The 16,540-nt window shown below is 41.7% G+C and carries 18 protein-coding genes; all 18 read right to left on the reverse strand.

Features of this window, described 5'->3' with window-relative positions; all coding sequences use genetic code 11:
• Window positions 1–4 precede the first annotated feature (4 nt).
• Entirely contained in the window at window positions 5–1,873 is a 1,869-nt protein-coding gene (gene dxs / locus BQ5364_RS10420) for a 1-deoxy-D-xylulose-5-phosphate synthase (RefSeq protein WP_071144263.1), read from the reverse strand.
• A 13-nt stretch (window positions 1,874–1,886) separates the two neighbouring features.
• Window positions 1,887–2,777, reverse strand: coding sequence for a polyprenyl synthetase family protein (locus BQ5364_RS10425; RefSeq protein ID WP_004613851.1), 891 nt, complete (start codon window positions 2,775–2,777; stop codon window positions 1,887–1,889).
• Window positions 2,767–2,985 (reverse strand): exodeoxyribonuclease VII small subunit, encoded by a 219-nt coding sequence (gene xseB, locus BQ5364_RS10430; RefSeq protein WP_004613852.1) that lies wholly within the window; start codon window positions 2,983–2,985, stop codon window positions 2,767–2,769. The genes BQ5364_RS10425 and xseB overlap by 11 nt, the downstream gene beginning before the upstream one ends.
• Window positions 2,969–4,189, reverse strand: a complete 1,221-nt coding sequence (gene xseA / locus BQ5364_RS10435; RefSeq protein ID WP_044987730.1) for an exodeoxyribonuclease VII large subunit — start codon at window positions 4,187–4,189, stop codon at window positions 2,969–2,971. The genes xseB and xseA overlap by 17 nt, the downstream gene beginning before the upstream one ends.
• 9 nt (window positions 4,190–4,198) lie before the next feature.
• Entirely contained in the window at window positions 4,199–4,597 is a 399-nt protein-coding gene (gene nusB, locus BQ5364_RS10440) for a transcription antitermination factor NusB (protein ID WP_004613854.1), read from the reverse strand.
• Between the two features lie 134 nt (window positions 4,598–4,731).
• Window positions 4,732–5,109 (reverse strand): Asp23/Gls24 family envelope stress response protein, encoded by a 378-nt coding sequence (locus BQ5364_RS10445; RefSeq protein ID WP_004613855.1) that lies wholly within the window; start codon window positions 5,107–5,109, stop codon window positions 4,732–4,734.
• 106 nt (window positions 5,110–5,215) lie between these two features.
• On the reverse strand, window positions 5,216–6,805 hold the full coding sequence (locus BQ5364_RS10450) for a peptide chain release factor 3 (RefSeq protein WP_004613856.1): 1,590 nt from the start codon (window positions 6,803–6,805) through the stop codon (window positions 5,216–5,218).
• Between the two features lie 77 nt (window positions 6,806–6,882).
• The gene (locus tag BQ5364_RS10455; protein WP_004613857.1) at window positions 6,883–7,554 is read right to left on the reverse strand and encodes a SpoIIIAH-like family protein; all 672 of its coding nucleotides are present in this window, start codon (window positions 7,552–7,554) and stop codon (window positions 6,883–6,885) included.
• Between the two features lie 13 nt (window positions 7,555–7,567).
• A complete protein-coding gene (locus BQ5364_RS10460; RefSeq protein ID WP_004613858.1) occupies window positions 7,568–8,125 on the reverse strand; it encodes a SpoIIIAG-related protein in 558 nt (185 codons plus the stop codon).
• On the reverse strand, window positions 8,115–8,444 hold the full coding sequence (locus tag BQ5364_RS10465; protein WP_004613859.1) for a stage III sporulation protein AF: 330 nt from the start codon (window positions 8,442–8,444) through the stop codon (window positions 8,115–8,117). Before BQ5364_RS10465 ends, BQ5364_RS10460 begins: the two co-directional genes overlap by 11 nt.
• 10 nt (window positions 8,445–8,454) lie before the next feature.
• Window positions 8,455–9,630: a stage III sporulation protein AE gene (locus BQ5364_RS10470; RefSeq protein ID WP_004613860.1), complete on the reverse strand. Its 1,176-nt coding sequence runs from the start codon at window positions 9,628–9,630 to the stop codon at window positions 8,455–8,457.
• Entirely contained in the window at window positions 9,627–10,013 is a 387-nt protein-coding gene (spoIIIAD, locus tag BQ5364_RS10475; protein WP_004613861.1) for a stage III sporulation protein AD, read from the reverse strand. The genes BQ5364_RS10470 and spoIIIAD overlap by 4 nt, the downstream gene beginning before the upstream one ends.
• Before the next feature lie 11 nt (window positions 10,014–10,024).
• Complete coding sequence (spoIIIAC, locus tag BQ5364_RS10480; protein WP_022250933.1) at window positions 10,025–10,219, reverse strand: stage III sporulation protein AC; 195 nt, start codon at window positions 10,217–10,219, stop codon at window positions 10,025–10,027.
• A gap of 12 nt (window positions 10,220–10,231) precedes the next feature.
• Window positions 10,232–10,750, reverse strand: a complete 519-nt coding sequence (locus tag BQ5364_RS10485; protein WP_022250932.1) for a stage III sporulation protein AB — start codon at window positions 10,748–10,750, stop codon at window positions 10,232–10,234.
• Between the two features lie 20 nt (window positions 10,751–10,770).
• Window positions 10,771–11,724, reverse strand: a complete 954-nt coding sequence (gene spoIIIAA / locus BQ5364_RS10490) for a stage III sporulation protein AA (RefSeq protein ID WP_136017820.1) — start codon at window positions 11,722–11,724, stop codon at window positions 10,771–10,773.
• Between the two features lie 92 nt (window positions 11,725–11,816).
• Entirely contained in the window at window positions 11,817–13,907 is a 2,091-nt protein-coding gene (locus BQ5364_RS10495) for a polyribonucleotide nucleotidyltransferase (protein WP_071144264.1), read from the reverse strand.
• Between the two features lie 208 nt (window positions 13,908–14,115).
• Window positions 14,116–15,552 carry a pyruvate kinase gene (gene pyk / locus BQ5364_RS10500; protein WP_004613866.1) on the reverse strand — a complete coding sequence of 479 codons (1,437 nt, stop codon included), beginning with the start codon at window positions 15,550–15,552 and terminating at the stop codon, window positions 14,116–14,118.
• A 25-nt stretch (window positions 15,553–15,577) separates the two neighbouring features.
• Window positions 15,578–16,444: a rhomboid family intramembrane serine protease gene (locus BQ5364_RS10505; RefSeq protein WP_004613867.1), complete on the reverse strand. Its 867-nt coding sequence runs from the start codon at window positions 16,442–16,444 to the stop codon at window positions 15,578–15,580.
• Window positions 16,445–16,540 lie beyond the last annotated feature (96 nt).

Raw genomic sequence — 16,540 nt, forward strand, 5'->3', positions numbered from 1 at the left:
ATCTTCATTTCAATGCGTCATATGTTGCAACAATTTTCTCAACAATCGAATCCGCATCCAGATGCACTTCTTTTCTCAACAACTCCACATTACCATGTTCCACATATTCATCCTGAATACCATTTTGCAATACGCAGACATCCATTCTTTCTCTTGCAGCATAATTGGCAATTTTCTCGCCATATCCGCCATCTAAAAGGCCTTCCTCAATCGACACAAAAAGTCTGTGTGCTCTGCTCATCTGTTTCAGGATATCCTGATCAAATGGTTTGACAAAGCGCACATTGATCAGACTGCAATGATATCCTCTTTCTCTTAGCTGCGCACACACTGCCTCCGCAGTCTCCATCATATGCCCAACAGCAAAAACTGCGATGTCCTGTTCCTCATAAATAACTTCACTTTTCCCATATACGATCGGCTCCCGGAATTCCTGCAGTCCGTCATACGCCGCTCCCCTTGGATATCTGATGGCGATCGGTCCGTGAAATTCGATTGCAAACCGGATCATATCCGCAAACTCCCATTTATTTTTCGGGGACATCACTGTCATATTCGGGATTCCGCTTAAATATGCAAGATCAAACAGTCCCTGATGTGTCTCCCCGTCATTTCCGACAAGTCCCGCCCGATCTACCGCAAAGACGACCGGCAAATTTTGCAGACAGACATCATGTATCATTTGATCATACCCTCTCTGTAAAAAGGAAGAATATACAGCAAATACAGGTTTTAGCCCTGCTGCTGCAAGTCCTGCTGCAAAAGTAACCGCATGCTCTTCTGCAATTCCGACATCAAAAAATCTGTCCGGATATTTCTTTGCAAACGGTGTCAGACCCGTCCCGTCTTTCATCGCTGCAGTGATTGCAACAAGCTTTGGCTCCTCTTTTCCCATCCTGTACATCACCTTTGCAAAAACATCGGTATATGTGTCTTTGTCACCAGAAGATTTCTGCTGTCCAGTGGCAATATCAAACGGACCTGTCCCATGAAATTTGGAAGGCATCTTTTCCGCCGGAAGATATCCTTTTCCTTTTTCTGTCAAGACATGGACAAGCACAGCATGGTCAATCTTCTTTGCTTCCTGAAAAATTTTATATAATTTTTTGATATCATGACCGTCGACAGGACCCAGATAAGTGATTCCCATATCTTCAAACAACATCCCAGGTACAAGCAATTGCTTGATACTGTTTTTTGTCTTTCGAATATGTGACACGATCTGATCTCCAACACACGGCACTTTCTGTAATGTCTTTTCTACATTTTTCTTCAAATCTGTATAGGCATGTGCTGTGCGGATTCCATCCAGATAGTTCGACATTCCTCCGACATTTTCAGAAATCGACATCCGATTATCGTTTAATACAATAATAAAATTGCTCTTCAGATGAGACGCGTTATTCAACGCTTCATAAGCCATACCTCCGGTCAGAGAACCGTCTCCGATCACTGAGATGACCTGATAATCTTCTCTCAGTATCTCTCTTGCCTCCACATATCCCAGTCCTGCCGAGATTGAAGTAGAACTGTGTCCCGTATCAAATGCATCACATGCACTTTCTTTTCGTTTCGGGAAACCGCTCATCCCCCCGTACTTACGCAGATCATCAAATCCTGCTTTTCTTCCTGTTAGAATCTTATGTGTATATGCCTGATGTCCCACATCCCATATAATTTTATCTTTCGGAAGTGAAAACGCCAAATGCATCGCCATCGTCAGTTCCACTACACCTAGATTGGAAGCCAGATGTCCTCCCGTTTTACTGATCTTTTCAACCAAAAACTGACGAATCTCTTCTGCCAGCGTATCCAATTCACTTTCCTTTAGTTTTTTAATATCATCTTCTTTTTGAATTCGCTCCAATACCATAAGAGCACCCCTTTTATTTTTCTCTGTAAATTAATTCTTTTAAAAGCATCTCCAAAAACTGATTTTCCCCTGAAATGCTGTGTAATAAATGAATCGCTTCCATGGAAAGGCTCTCCACAGCCTCCTTTGCGTTTTCAATTCCAAGCAACGTCACATATGTCGTCTTTTCATTCTTTTCATCGCTGTGAATTGGCTTTCCAAGCACTTCCACCGTGCTTGTCACATCCAAAATATCATCCTGTATCTGAAAAGCGACTCCCACATATTTTGCAATCTGTTCTATCTTTTGCACTTCTGTCTCAGAAGCGCCGGCAAGCACCGCTCCGATCATCATAGCACACTCGATCAGAGCACTTGTCTTCAGCTCATAAATAAAATCCAACACTTCTTTGGAAACAGCTTGTCCTGCACTCTTGACGTCGACTACCTGTCCCCCGATCATGCCGTAAATTCCAGCTTTCTCAGAAAGGATTCTCATCGCCTGACCAATCTCTATGCTCTTTTGCGGACACATTGCAAACGCCTTTACAGCCGTCTCAAAGGCAAAATTAAGAAGTGCATCTCCCGCCAGAATCCCCATTGCCTCACCGTACACAACATGTGTAGTCTTTCTCCCTCTGCGGTAGTCATCATTGTCCATCGCCGGAAGATCATCATGTACAAGTGAATACGTGTGAATCATCTCAATCGCTGCCATAAACGGCTCAATAAGTTCCTCATCACCGCCAAACAATACATATGTCTCTCTCATCAGCATCGGCCGGAGACGTTTTCCACCGGCTAGAAGACTATACTCCATCGCCTCCATGATCTCTTTTTGGAGACCTTCTTTGACCGGCAGATATTTTTTTAAAATCTGTTCTATCGCTGTTATTTTTCCGATTCTTTCTTCCTTAAAATTCATGCTCTTCACCATCTTTATCCAATATCATTACTTTTTTCTCAATCGTCTCAATCTTATCATTACATATCTTCAGCAATTCCATTCCTTCATGATACAATTGAAAAGAATCCTCAAGCGAAACAGCTTCTCCCTCTAATTTTTTTACTACTTCATCTAACTGTTCAAATACGTCCTCCAGAGTCTGATCTTTTTTATTTTCTGCTTCCACAATGTTCCTCCTTATGCGTATCTTCTACTCTTGCTTTGATCACACCGTCTGTCACATATACATTCAGTGTCTCTCCATTTGCCGTATCTGCGATTGTCTTCACCACTTTGCCATTTTCCGTTGATACATAAGCAAATCCCTGATTCAGCTTTGCCAGCGGCGAAAGTCCTTTCATACGTTCGATATAAAAACCAAATCGGCGTTTTTTATCGTCAATCTTTCTTTCCATTGTCTGTCTGAGCCGCTCTTCCAATTCCACCGTTCTTTGCTGTTTGTCCCGCAGTTTATTTTGCGGATGCAGATACTTTAATTTCAATGCATACTGCCCGGTTTTTATCTTTTCCCATTCTGCTTTCTGATGTATTGCTTTACGTATCTTTATTCGATATTCTTCAACTCCGTTTAAAAATGTCTCATATTCAAACACCGCAAGTTCAGCCGCCGCAGAAGGCGTTGGCGCCCGCAAATCTGCCACATAATCTGCGATAGTTGTGTCCGTCTCATGCCCCACCGCTGAAATAACCGGAATCCGGCATTCAAAAATAGCTCTCGCAACAATTTCTTCATTAAACGCCCAAAGATCTTCTATAGAACCACCGCCGCGCCCTACAATGATCAAATCTACTCCTTTTTTTTCAAGCGCCGCAATTCCTTCTACAATACTTGCAGCCGCCCCTTCTCCCTGAACCAATGCAGGGTATAAGAGTAACTGCACATACGGGTTTCTTCTGCCTGCAACATTGATAATATCCCGAATCGCCGCGCCTGTAGGCGCCGTCACAACGCCGATTGTTCTTGCAAACTTCGGAATCGGCTGCTTGTACTCCTCGGCAAACATTCCCATCTCGCCCAGTTCCTGTTTCAATGCCTCGAATCTCTCATAAAGTGCTCCGGCTCCATCTAGAATAATCTCTTTTGCATAGAGCTGATATTTCCCATCTCTCTCGTATGTGGTTATATTGCCAAGCACAATTACCTGCTGTCCTTCCCGCATCCGAAATGGCAAACCGCCTCTCTGTCCTGCAAACATAATACATGCGATCATCCCGGACTCATCCTTCAGTGAAAAGTAAATATGCCCGGACGTATGATATTTACAATTTGACACTTCCCCTTTCACATAAATCCGGTTCAGCATAAAATCCTGTGTAAACATATTCTTGATATAGGCATTGACCTGTCCAACAGAATACACATTGCGCATCATATCACCTTATTCCGCCAGCTTTGCCAGCACACCATTGACAAACGAAGGGCCTTCATCACTGCTGTATTTCTTTGCGAGTTCTACCGCCTCATTGATTGCCACACCGGTCGGAACTTCCTCATCCCATTTCATCTCATAAACCGCAAGTCTTAAAATTGTCAGATCTACCCGATTCATACGAGATGTCTTCCAGCCTGTTGTATACTCATTCAAAAGTCCATCAATCTCTTCTTTTTTGTCGACAACAGCTTTATATTTATTCAAAATATAAGTCTTATCCTGTTCGTCAGTCTCGCCAAGCAATTCAAAGTAGAGGTCTTCTTGTTCTTTCATCTCTTCTTCGCTGTTAAATTCTATACGGAATAACATTCTAAAAATATGTTCTCTAAGTTCTGATCTATTCATTTTTCTACCTCTTTATTCTTTGGATTTTCTATTTTTTTGCATTATTGATTATTATACTACATGTGATTCCCTCTTGGCAACCAAAAAGAGTGGAGCTAAAACTCCACTCTGATTCCCATTCTGTCTTCACAGATCTAGTTTTCCATGTCCACTCCAGCTACACGAATATTCACATCTGCAACTGTCAAACCTGTCATATTCTCAATCGAAGCTTTTACTTTCTCCTGTACCTTGGCAGAAACATCCATGATGCTGTAGCCATACTTCAAATTCAGCGCCAGCGCAACTGTCACTACACCTTCAAGCACATCTACTTTCACACCTTTGGATAAAGATTTCATTCCAAGCTTGCTGATCAGTTCTCTCGTTGCATTCCCTGCCATCGAAGCGACACCTTCCACTTCCATAGCTGCAAGCCCTGCAATGATTGCAACAACCTCATCTGCAATCTGTACTTCTCCAAGATTATCATCTGCCTTTATTGTATAACTATTTCTTTCGTCTTTTCCCATGATTCAAAACCTCCTAGTCTGGATTGCCGTCTCTTGCCAAGAGATGGAATTATCTCCTGTTATTATAACAAATTTATATCCGTTTGCAAATAGGGAAATTTGTAAACTATTTTCCGAACTCAGATAACTCCAGCCCTTCGTTGCGCTCCAGTGTCATACGTATGCTCCAGCTGTTCACAAACAATAAAAGCGGTCTGTCTTTTAAGTCCTTAATCTTCTTCATATCAGAAGTACCCACAATTTTATCTAAGTCAATTTCTTTATTCTCGATCCAGCGGATATGTTCATATGGCAGCGTATCCATTCGAATCTCCACATTGTATTCATTTTCCAAACGGTATTTTAACACATCAAATTGCAGGACACCTACCACACCTACTATAATTTCCTCCATACCGGTATTATATTCCTGAAAAATTTGGATTGCACCTTCCTGTGCGATCTGATTGATTCCCTTGATGAACTGCTTACGTTTCATCGTATCCACCTGGCGAACTCTGGCAAAGTGCTCCGGTGCAAAAGTCGGAATTCCTTCGTATGCAAATTTCTCAGGAGAATTGGTAAGCGTATCTCCAATTGAAAAAATTCCCGGGTCGAACACACCAATGATATCTCCACCGTATGCTTTTTCGATCATTTTTCTTTCACTTGCCATCATCTGCTGTGGCTGAGAAAGTCTCACTTTTTTCCCACCCTGAATATGAAACACATCCATTCCAGCTTCGAATTCTCCGGAACATATTCTCATAAACGCGATTCTGTCACGGTGAGCCTTATTCATATTTGCCTGAATCTTAAATACAAATGCGGAAAATTCCTTTTCTGTCATAGGATCAATAACTCCTTTATCCGAGATTCTCGGAAGGGGAGAGCTTGTCATCTGAAGAAAATGCTGAAGAAATGTCTCCACACCAAAGTTTGTAAGAGCCGATCCAAAAAATACCGGCGACAATTCTCCTTTGCTCACAAGTTCCATATCAAACTCCGCACTTGCACCATCTAACAGTTCCACTTCATCCGTAAGCTGAGCCAGCTGTTCTTCACTGATCATTGTCTCCACCGACGGGTCATCCAATGCGATCTTTTTTACTTCCCCGATAGAAGTTCCTTTTTGTGTATCGGAAAATAACTCTATCTCCCGGTGTTCCCTGTCATATACACCTCTAAATTCTTTTCCGGAACCAATCGGCCAATTGACTGGACATGTCGCAATTCCAAGTTCCTTTTCAATCTCGTCCAACAGATCAAACGTATCTCTTGCCTCACGATCCATTTTATTGATAAATGTAAAAATCGGAATATGACGCATCACACATACTTTGAACAATTTTCTCGTCTGCGCCTCCACACCTTTCGATGCATCAATAACCATGACGGCAGAATCTGCCGCCATCAATGTACGATAAGTATCTTCCGAGAAATCCTGATGTCCCGGCGTATCCAAAATATTGATGCAATATCCATCATAGTTGAATTGGAGCACGGAGGAAGTGACCGAGATACCTCTTTCTTTTTCAATCTCCATCCAGTCCGACACCGCATGCTTGGCAGTCGCTTTTCCTTTCACTGAACCTGCCTGATTGATTGCACCACCATATAATAAAAACTTTTCCGTCAACGTTGTCTTTCCTGCATCGGGATGCGATATGATCGCAAATGTTCTTCTTTTCTTTATCTCATCTGTAATTCCTGACATAATAATCTCCTGTTTTTTATTATTCTATACATACTTATTTAGTCTATCACAAGTAATATCTCTCTGCAAACAAAAATCTATTCATTCTCAGAATTTTTCTCTGTCTCTTTTTGCGCACTGTCTTTACTGTATATCGGTGTGATGACAATATTTTCCGGAGCGATTTCTGCTTTTCTTGTGATAATGTCCTCAATCTGGGCACGGTTAGCATCTGTCAGTTCCGCACTGTTTACTACCACGTCAGCTGTCTCCGCCGTCAGACTTACCACGGTATCTGAAAACCCTTTCGATGCAAGCATCGTCTCAACCGCAGCCTCTTTTTCCGCAAGTTCCGTCATCGCAATCATCTGGTTGATCGCATCTTGTTTCTGTTCATCTGACAAATTTGTGTTATCTATAATCTCAAGCAAAGTTTCTTTATTTTTTGCACGCACCTGCTCTCTTGTCACCTTCGCTTCCGCAACAACTCCTGTCACATCTCCATTGGTAAGCACTGCTTCTCCCGGCGTTCCTTCCACCGTTCCGTCTGCCACTTCCTGATCCTGACTTTCAATATCACCGGCAGTTTCTTGCGCTCCGTCTTCCGAAGTAATGTCAAGCAGCTCCTGATTTGCAAGTTCACCATTTGTCGCCTCTGCTTTTCCTGACTCGCCAAAAATGCGACCGGAATAGTTCAGGTATCCGGCAACCGCAATCATAATCGCGAGTGTTGTGATAATAATCTGGTTTTTCTTGAATAGACGTTTCAAAATGTAACTCCTCCTAATTTGTTTGATTTCGTTTCATTACTTTAATTTTATGCGTGTCTACATCAAATAATGCTTGGATTGCTTCTGTAATATTTTTTATGACTACTGCATTTCCACCCCCTTCTGCAATGACGACAACCCCTTCCACTTTTGGGTTGACTTCTTTTGTTACATACGGTGTCTGCTCACCTCCGGACGTGCTGTTGTACACTGTCGCCTCACTGTCCTGCGCTTCCTTTGTTTCGCGTTTTCCTCCCTGTTTGTCGCTCTCTGTTACAGTCTGACTGTTTGTCGCCTGATCCTTTTCAATAATTTTTTCCGATGAAGACTGAAACGTCACCATCACCTTTACGTTTCCCACCCCCTCTACTTCCCGCAACACCTCTTCTAGTTTCCTCTCCACCGCTTCTTCGTACTCATCTTCATAACTGTTTTCTGTTCCCGCCTCGACAGGCACATCTTTTGTCTTTGTCTTTTTTACCGGCATTGCAATGACAATCAGAAGAATCCCCACCAAAAGCGTGAGCATCAATTGATTTTTTTTTAGTTTCCATTCAAACTTAGTTTTCAATCTGAATCTCCTCCACCTCGATTTCATCTGTCTCTTCTTTTCCTACATCTTCAAGCGACATTCCCTCCAGATACTTGGTCGCCTCTTCGATTTCCCTGATCTTTTGCTGATATGAGGCATTATGATACAATTCCGAAAATGTCGTCTGCATTCCGATTGCCTTCATGATTGGTTCTGAAAGCATCACGATCAGAATCAATCCGGTAAAAAAACGAATATACTTTTTGTAGCTGTGATTCGGAATAATTTGAATGATGGCTGTAATCAAAATCAGATAAAACGCAATATTCTGCAGCCATTGATAAAAAAACGCAATCAATTTTTCCCTCCTAACCTGCCATAGTGGTCGCTGTCACTACTGCGATTGTCAATAAAAAAAGCACCCCCGTCGTAAATATAATACGAAGCAGCATCTGAGATCCATCTGCGATGCTGCTGATACAGCCTACTATTCTCTTATCCGAAACAGGTTGTATCATTGCGGCAATCAATTTATAGAGCAGGGTCACTACTGCCATCTGTATAATCGGAACCAGACAGATTCCAATACAGACCAATGCTCCTGCAACTCCGATTCCATTCTTAATCAATACTGCGGTCCCTAGCATCACCTCCGTCACCCCTCCGATTGCATCACCTACAACCGGTATCGCCTCCGCGCTTCTTCCCACCACACTTCTTTTCAGTGAGTCAATTGCCGGACTTAAAAGTCCCTGTATAATGTTTACCCCTGTCACTCCCGCAAGCAGTGTCTTTAACGTCCATGCGATCACCGTCTCGCAAAGCTCTGCAAATTTAGAAAGATAGTCTTCCTCCGACAAATTATTCATAACTTTTACCACAATGTAGACTTGTACAAATGGAATCAAAAAATTCAAAATAACAAGCTCAACCAGATAAATCAAGAGCAATACCAGGTTGTAAAACAAAATGGAAGTGCTGCTTCCTGCCGCAAAAGCGACCGCCAGAAAGTAGACAGGTCCAAGCACTTTCATAAACCCGATCAGGCGCTCCAGATTCTCACTTGCCGACACGATCAAAATACGAAACGAATTAAGCCCGATTGTGATCAAAAGCAGATATAATACGTAAAAGCTGATTTCTGATATCTGCTGATTCTGAAATACATTGGAAAAATTAGTAAATACTGCCGCCACAATCACAATCAGGAGAATGTGTACCATTCCCGCTTTGCTGCTCTTCCATTCGTAAAAAAATTGATCCGATATCATTTCACCAATCACTTGCAGCGAAGGTTCAGTCTGTCCACTTAACATCTTTTTTATCAAATCTTGGAAGTCTGTTTTCTTCTCCGGGAAAATATCATCCAGCAAATCTTCAATCTCTGAGAATTCAAATTCTTTCCAAATTGTTTCCTCCGCCTCTTTCTGAAGTTCAGCTTGCTCGTCCTTGTCTCGGATTTCTGTCGCATAGACCGTTCGCGGAGAAAAAAAGCAACCCAAAATCACTATAAAAATACAGAGTATTATTCCTTTCCCTCTCATGACAAAAATTCCTGTATCGTCTGAAGCAGGGCAAGTAAAACAGGAAGACTCATGACCAGAATGGTCAGTTTTCCAAAAATCTCAATCTGAGAAGCAATTGTCTGATATCCGGTATCCCGACAGATCCCCGAAGCAAATTCTGCGATATAAGTAACACCGAGCATCTTGATCAAGGTTGCAATATAAGAGGTATCCATGTTAATGTGCCCACTAATCTGCCTTATGGTATTAATAATCTCTTCCAATCGTCCGACAATGCTCAAAAAAATAAAAACACTGATTGCCACACTCATATAAATTCCATATTCTGTTTTTCCATTTTTGAATTGGACTGCAAGAAGCGCACCCATCACTCCAAGAACCCCGGCTTGTACAATACTCATTAAAAACACCCCTATAATGAAAACAGTCTCTTGATCGATTCAAATAGTTCATAAATATAAGGAACAATCCAAAACAGCACGAGTAAAAGTCCTGCAAAGCTTGTCAAAAATGCCTGTTCTTCTCTCCCACTATGTTTTAATACCTGACTCAGAACCGAGACTAATATTCCCACAGCAGCAATTTTAAAAATTAAATTTACACTCATCTTCGCCTCCACTTATATCAGAATAATTACAAGGAAAATTCCCCCCATCACACCAAGACAGTTACATAGTCGCTTTTTCATAACCAGTTCCTCTCTCGTCTTTTGAATTACGAACGAAAGCTGTTCCAAATACAAATCAATTGTCCCCAGCTGCATCTGCTCATCTAAATACCCCATCTGCATTCCGATTGCTTTCAGTTCTTCCTTATCCTTGTTTTTTAACTGCGACTTTATCAGACAACGGTCAATTGACTCTGTCCACAACTCAAAGAAGGTAGCTCCTGCTTTTTCTTCTATCTGCTCCGCCAAATAGAGCAGCCATTCGCCTTGCGCTCCTTCCATGCGCCTTCCAATGTGAGAAAACGCTTCCGAAAAAGGGGCTTTCGTATATTGGATTTCTCTTTTCAGCATCCAAAACAACTGCTTTAGCAGTTCCAGTTCTCTCAAATACTTTTGTAGCTCAAGTCCTTTTGTCACTCCGATTCCTCCACTTGCCAGAATGATCAAGATTGCTCCAATAATTTTTTGCACAAAGCCTCCTCCTTCTAAGCTCACGCTTCTCGATAAATTAAATCTCCGTTTTCATCATAGACCGCCTCAATCCATCCAAGTCTGTATCGGTTGCTTAAGATGACATAGCGCTCAAATCTTTTTTCCCTGATCAATTTTTCAAAAATAGGTTTTTTGCAAATTTCTTCCATAGAATCCCCATGTGCTGTCGCCAACATTTTGCACCCACAGTGCATTGCATACTCAATCGCATGCACATCTTCCTTCGCACCGATTTCGTCTACAGCCACCACCTGTGGCGCCATTGAACGAATCAGCATGATCATACCATCCGCTTTCGGACACCTGTCTAAAATATCCGTCCTCATCCCAAGATTATTCTGTATGACTCCAAGATAACAGCCGCCAAGCTCCGAACGCTCATCTACCACTCCGACTGTACAGCCTTTAATCCAACGGTTTCCATCAGAAATCTGCCGTATCACATCTCTTAGCAGTGTTGTCTTACCACATCTTGGCGGTGATATAATCAATGTATGATACATCTGTTTATTATATGTAATATAGGGAAATATCTTGTTTGCGCAGTCCAAAACCTCATGTGATACTCGAATATTAATCGAAGAAATATACTTCATGTTCTTTATTTTTCCCCCTTCCATAATTACCTGTCCCGCCATTCCCACTCTGTGTCCTCCTTCAATCGTGATAAATCCCTGTTTTAATTCATGCTCATACGCATAAAGTGAATAATTACTGATATGCTCTATCGTCTCTTTCATTTCCTGTTTCCCGAGCCTTTTTTTCTCGGAATACATCGTCGGTAAAATCAGTTCCTCATTTTGATACAGCACAGTCACAGGCTGTCCTATCCTCAAACGTATCTCCTGTAGTTCTGAAAAGTCCATTCTTTCCTGCTCAATAATCTTTTGTACCGATTCCGAAAGCACTCGTATAATCTGCTTTTTTTGATTCTTTTTTTTCATATCCTCCATTCATCTCACCTCTTTAGACAGTATATGAACAAGTTCCAAAATTAGTACAAAAAAAGAGCTTTCATCACTGAAAACTCTTTTTAACTTTTATTCTATTCTTCTACAACGTCTTTCATGCTGAAGCTGATTCTTCCCATCTTATCTTTTCCAAGACAAACCACTTTTACTTTGTCTCCCAGTGTGAGAACATCTTCCACATGTTTGATTCTTTCTTTAGAAATTTTAGAAATATGAACCATTCCTTCTTTTCCCGGTGCAAATTCGATAAATGCGCCAAACTCTTTGATGCTTACAACTTTTCCTTCAAATACCTGTCCAGCCTCAAAATCTGTCACAATCGTTGCAATCATCTTCATCGCCTCGTCCATCTTCTGTGCGTCAACACCACATACAGATACCGAACCTTCATCTGTGATATCAATCTTCACACCTGTCTGCTCAATAATTGCATTGATTGTCTTACCACGCTGTCCGACAACATCACCAATCTTTGCAGGATCAATCTGCATCTGACGGATCTTCGGTGCATACGGTCCAACTTCCGGTCTTGGCTGTTCAATTGTCTTTGCCATTACCTCATCTAAGATATAAGTTCTTGCCTGTTTTGTGCGAGCAATCGCCTCTTCAATAATCGGTCTTGTCAAACCATGAATCTTGATATCCATCTGAATTGCTGTGATACCTTTGTGTGTACCTGCAACCTTAAAGTCCATATCCCCAAAGAAATCTTCTAATCCCTGAATATCTGTAAGCACAAGATAATCATCGTCTGTATCACCTGTTACAAGACCTGCTGAGATACCCGCAACAGCTGATTTGATCGGTACACCTGCCGCCATCAGTGACATACTAGATGCGCAGATACTTGCCTGTGAAGTAGAACCATTTGACTCAAATGTCTCAGAAACAGTACGGATTGCATATGGAAATTCTTCTTCTGTCGGAAGTACCGGCACAAGTGCTCTTTCCGCAAGTGCTCCATGCCCGATCTCACGGCGTCCCGGTCCTCTTGATGGTTTTGTCTCTCCAACTGAGTATGACGGGAAGTTATAGTGGTGCATATATCTTTTTGAAGTCTCTGCCTCATCCAGCCCATCAATTCTCTGAGCCTCTGACAAAGGTGCCAGTGTTGTGATTGTACAAATCTGTGTCTGTCCACGTGTAAACATAGCAGAACCATGTACTCTCGGAATGATATCTGTCTCAGCAGCAAGCGGTCTGATCTGATCGATTGCTCTTCCGTCCGGACGTTTGTGATCTTTTAAGATCATCTTACGAACTGTTTTCTTCTGGTACTGATACAATGCTTCTCCCAAAATTTCAAGCCATTCTTCATTTTCCGCAAATGCTTCTTCTAATTTTTCTCTAATTACACGAAGATTCTCTTCTCTTACTTGTTTTTCATCAGTAAACACTGCAACTTCCATCTCTTCTGGAGTTACAATCTCTTTCATAGCCGCAAACAGCTCTTCCGGTACTGCACAGCTTGTATAAGCATGTTTTTCTTTCCCACATTCCGCAACGATCGTATCGATGAATTTAATCACTTCCTGATTCACTTCATGAGCTGCAAAAATAGCTTCGATCATCTTCGCTTCCGGAACCTCATTTGCTCCTGCCTCAATCATGATTACTTTGTCTCTTGTGGAAGCAACTGTAAGCTGCATATCTGATACTGCTCTCTGAGCGGCATTCGGATTAAATACAAACTCTCCGTCAATCATACCAACCTGTGTAGTGGAAGTCGGTCCGTCAAACGGAATATCCGAAATTGCTGTTGCGATTGCAGATCCTAACATCGCCGTCAGTTCCGGACTGCAATCTGGATCAACAGATAATACCAGGTTGTTCAACGTCACATCATTTCTGTAATCTTTCGGGAACAACGGTCTCATCGGCCTGTCGATGACACGCGAAGTAAGGATTGCATTCTCAGAGGCTTTTCCTTCTCTTTTGTTAAATCCTCCCGGAATCTTTCCTACCGCATATAATTTTTCCTCATATTCAACACTGAGTGGGAAGAAGTCAATTCCTTCTCTCGGTTTTTCTGAAGCTGTCGCTGTTGATAATACAACCGTCTCCCCATAGTGCATCAGTGCTGCACCATTTGCCTGAGCAGCAACTCTTCCCACATCTACACGAAGTGTTCTGCCAGCTAATTCCATCTCAAATTTTTTAAACATATTCTTCTCCTTTTTCTTTACACATTGAACGGGTTTTTCCGAAACTACTGAAAAATATACTTTTTTGTTTTGATAAATATCCTTTTCAGTGGTCTCGGCTAATCTACCCTGTCCGTAATCTGTAATATTGTATCATATAGACAGGGCAAATGTCAATCAGGGACAGGTGTTCTAAAAAACTCCTGTCCCTGTAATACGATCACTTATTCTACTCTACAACGGCAATACGCATCATATTGCTTATTCCCTCTTTTGCCATTCCTTCGCTTCTTGCCGGAATTCCTGCTGTCAATACAACGATGTCTCCCGGTTCCACAATTTGTTTTGCACTTACAAGATTAATAGCCTCTTCACAAATATCTTCTGTCGTCTCCAACTGAATTGATTTGATTGGATATACGCCTCTGTAAAGCTGCATTTTGCGAAGCGTCAGCGCACTTGGGCTCACTCCGATAATAGGTGCTTTCGGTCTGAATTTTGATACCACTCTGGCTGTTGCACCGGATACCGTCGGTGTGACGATACATTTTGCATTCAGGCTTGCTGCTGTTGCAACAGATGAGTAGCCGATCGCACTGGAAATTCCTTTTTTGCGATGTGCCTGTGCTTTTCCAAGAAGTGTCTCATAATCCAAATGCTCTTCTGTATTCTCGATAATGTGAACCATCATCTGAAGTGCTTCTAAAGGATATTTTCCCTGTGCAGTTTCACCTGAGAGCATCACCGCATCTGTTCCATCATATACCGCATTGGCAACATCTGTCACCTCAGCTCTTGTCGGTCTTGGATTTCTCATCATAGAATCCAACATCTGTGTCGCTGTAATAACCGGTTTATAGTTACTGTTACATTTTTGGATCAGCATCTTCTGAAGATATGGAACTTCTTCCGCCGGAATCTCCACTCCCAGGTCTCCACGTGCAACCATGATTCCGTCTGCACAGCGGATAATCTCATCAATATTTTTAATTCCTTCTGCATTCTCAATCTTGGCAATAACCGGAAGATGTGGTGCTCCACACTCTTTTAACAATGCTTTGATCTCAAGAACGCCTTCTGCCGAACGCACAAACGACGCCGCAATAAAGTCAACCCCTTGTTCCACACCAAAAATAATATCCTGACGGTCTTTTTCTGTCAGTGCAGGAAGTCTCACCGGTACATTCGGCACATTCACACCTTTTTTCTGTCCCAGTTCACCACCGTTAATTACACGGCAAATAATATCCGTATCCGTAATATTCTTTACTTCCAGCTCAATCAAGCCGTCATCAATCAAAATTTTCTTTCCGATTTCAACATCTTCTACAAGACCTTCATATGTGATGGAAACTCGATTTGCATCGCCTTCCACGTCTTTTGTAGTTAATGTGAATTTTTGTCCCTCTACAAGTGTCACTTTTTTATCATCTTTTATCACACCTGTACGAATCTCCGGTCCTTTTGTATCCAAAAGAATCGCAATTGGTTTTCCAGCTTCTTCACGAATTGCTTTGAGCATATCCATTCTGCTTTTCTGTTCTTCATGATCTCCATGTGAGAAATTGAAACGGGCAATGTCCATTCCATTTTCGACTAATTTTTTCATTAACTCTCTGTCGTTTGTGTTTGGTCCCATGGTACAAATAATTTTTGTCTTCTTCATCTCGTTCTCTCCTGCCTTTTTATTTCTATTTCACATGTTCATGCGTAAACAAATGGTCCTGACAATATTCGTAGTTCCCATTGCATTTTGAACAATAACGAAATTCCAAATTTTCATCATCAAGTTCCGTGCGTCCGCAGACTGCACATTTATGTTTTGCACCACCTTCATAGTGCTGCTCTCTTTTTGCCTCATATACTGCTTTTTTATAAGCCTTTTTCCTACGAACTTCCTTCGGCGAATACCGTTTCATATTTCTTGTCGAAACATAGAAAATCAGGAAATTCAAAATGGATACCACTGCAGCCAATGCATTTGCCTTATAGACAATTCCAAATACGCTTCCTCCATATGCCGGCAAAAATGCCTGCAGAATCGCATATCCAAAATAAGCCGCATCCAGCCACGCCAGATATTTCACCTTAATCGGAATCACCATAAACAACAGGAACTGTTCGTTCGGATACAGCGCAGCAAACGCAAAAAACAGTGACAAATTCAAGTAAAACGTCCCAAGTGGGAAGGATACTCCCGCTATCACATACACGAGAATCGCTGCCAATATGTGGAACAGTGCTCCCGTAAAGAAATACAGATTAAATCGAAAAGCTCCCCATGCGTATTCAAGCTGACGTCCGATCATATAATATAAATACAATGCAAACACCATAAACAACGCACTCGAATTTGGCGGCTGCATCAAAAATGTAACTAACCTCCAGATCTGCCCGTGAAACACCGCTTCTATGTTCAGTGACAAATACTGATAATAGAATTCCGGAGCAACCAAACTCAGTGCAAAGCCAACGGTATACAACGCAATCACATAAAACATCAGATTCTGAATTGCATATCGTCCAAACTTCCGTTCTAACTTGCTAATCCAATTCATAAAAATATAGCTCCTTTATTATTTTTTTTACTTTCTCAACAACTAGTAGTAATTGTATCCTCACTAATTCGGTTTGTCAATCGGGCTATTTATATT

It is taken from the genome of Coprococcus phoceensis, from assembly GCF_900104635.1.
Classification (GTDB): domain Bacteria; phylum Bacillota; class Clostridia; order Lachnospirales; family Lachnospiraceae; genus Faecalimonas; species Faecalimonas phoceensis.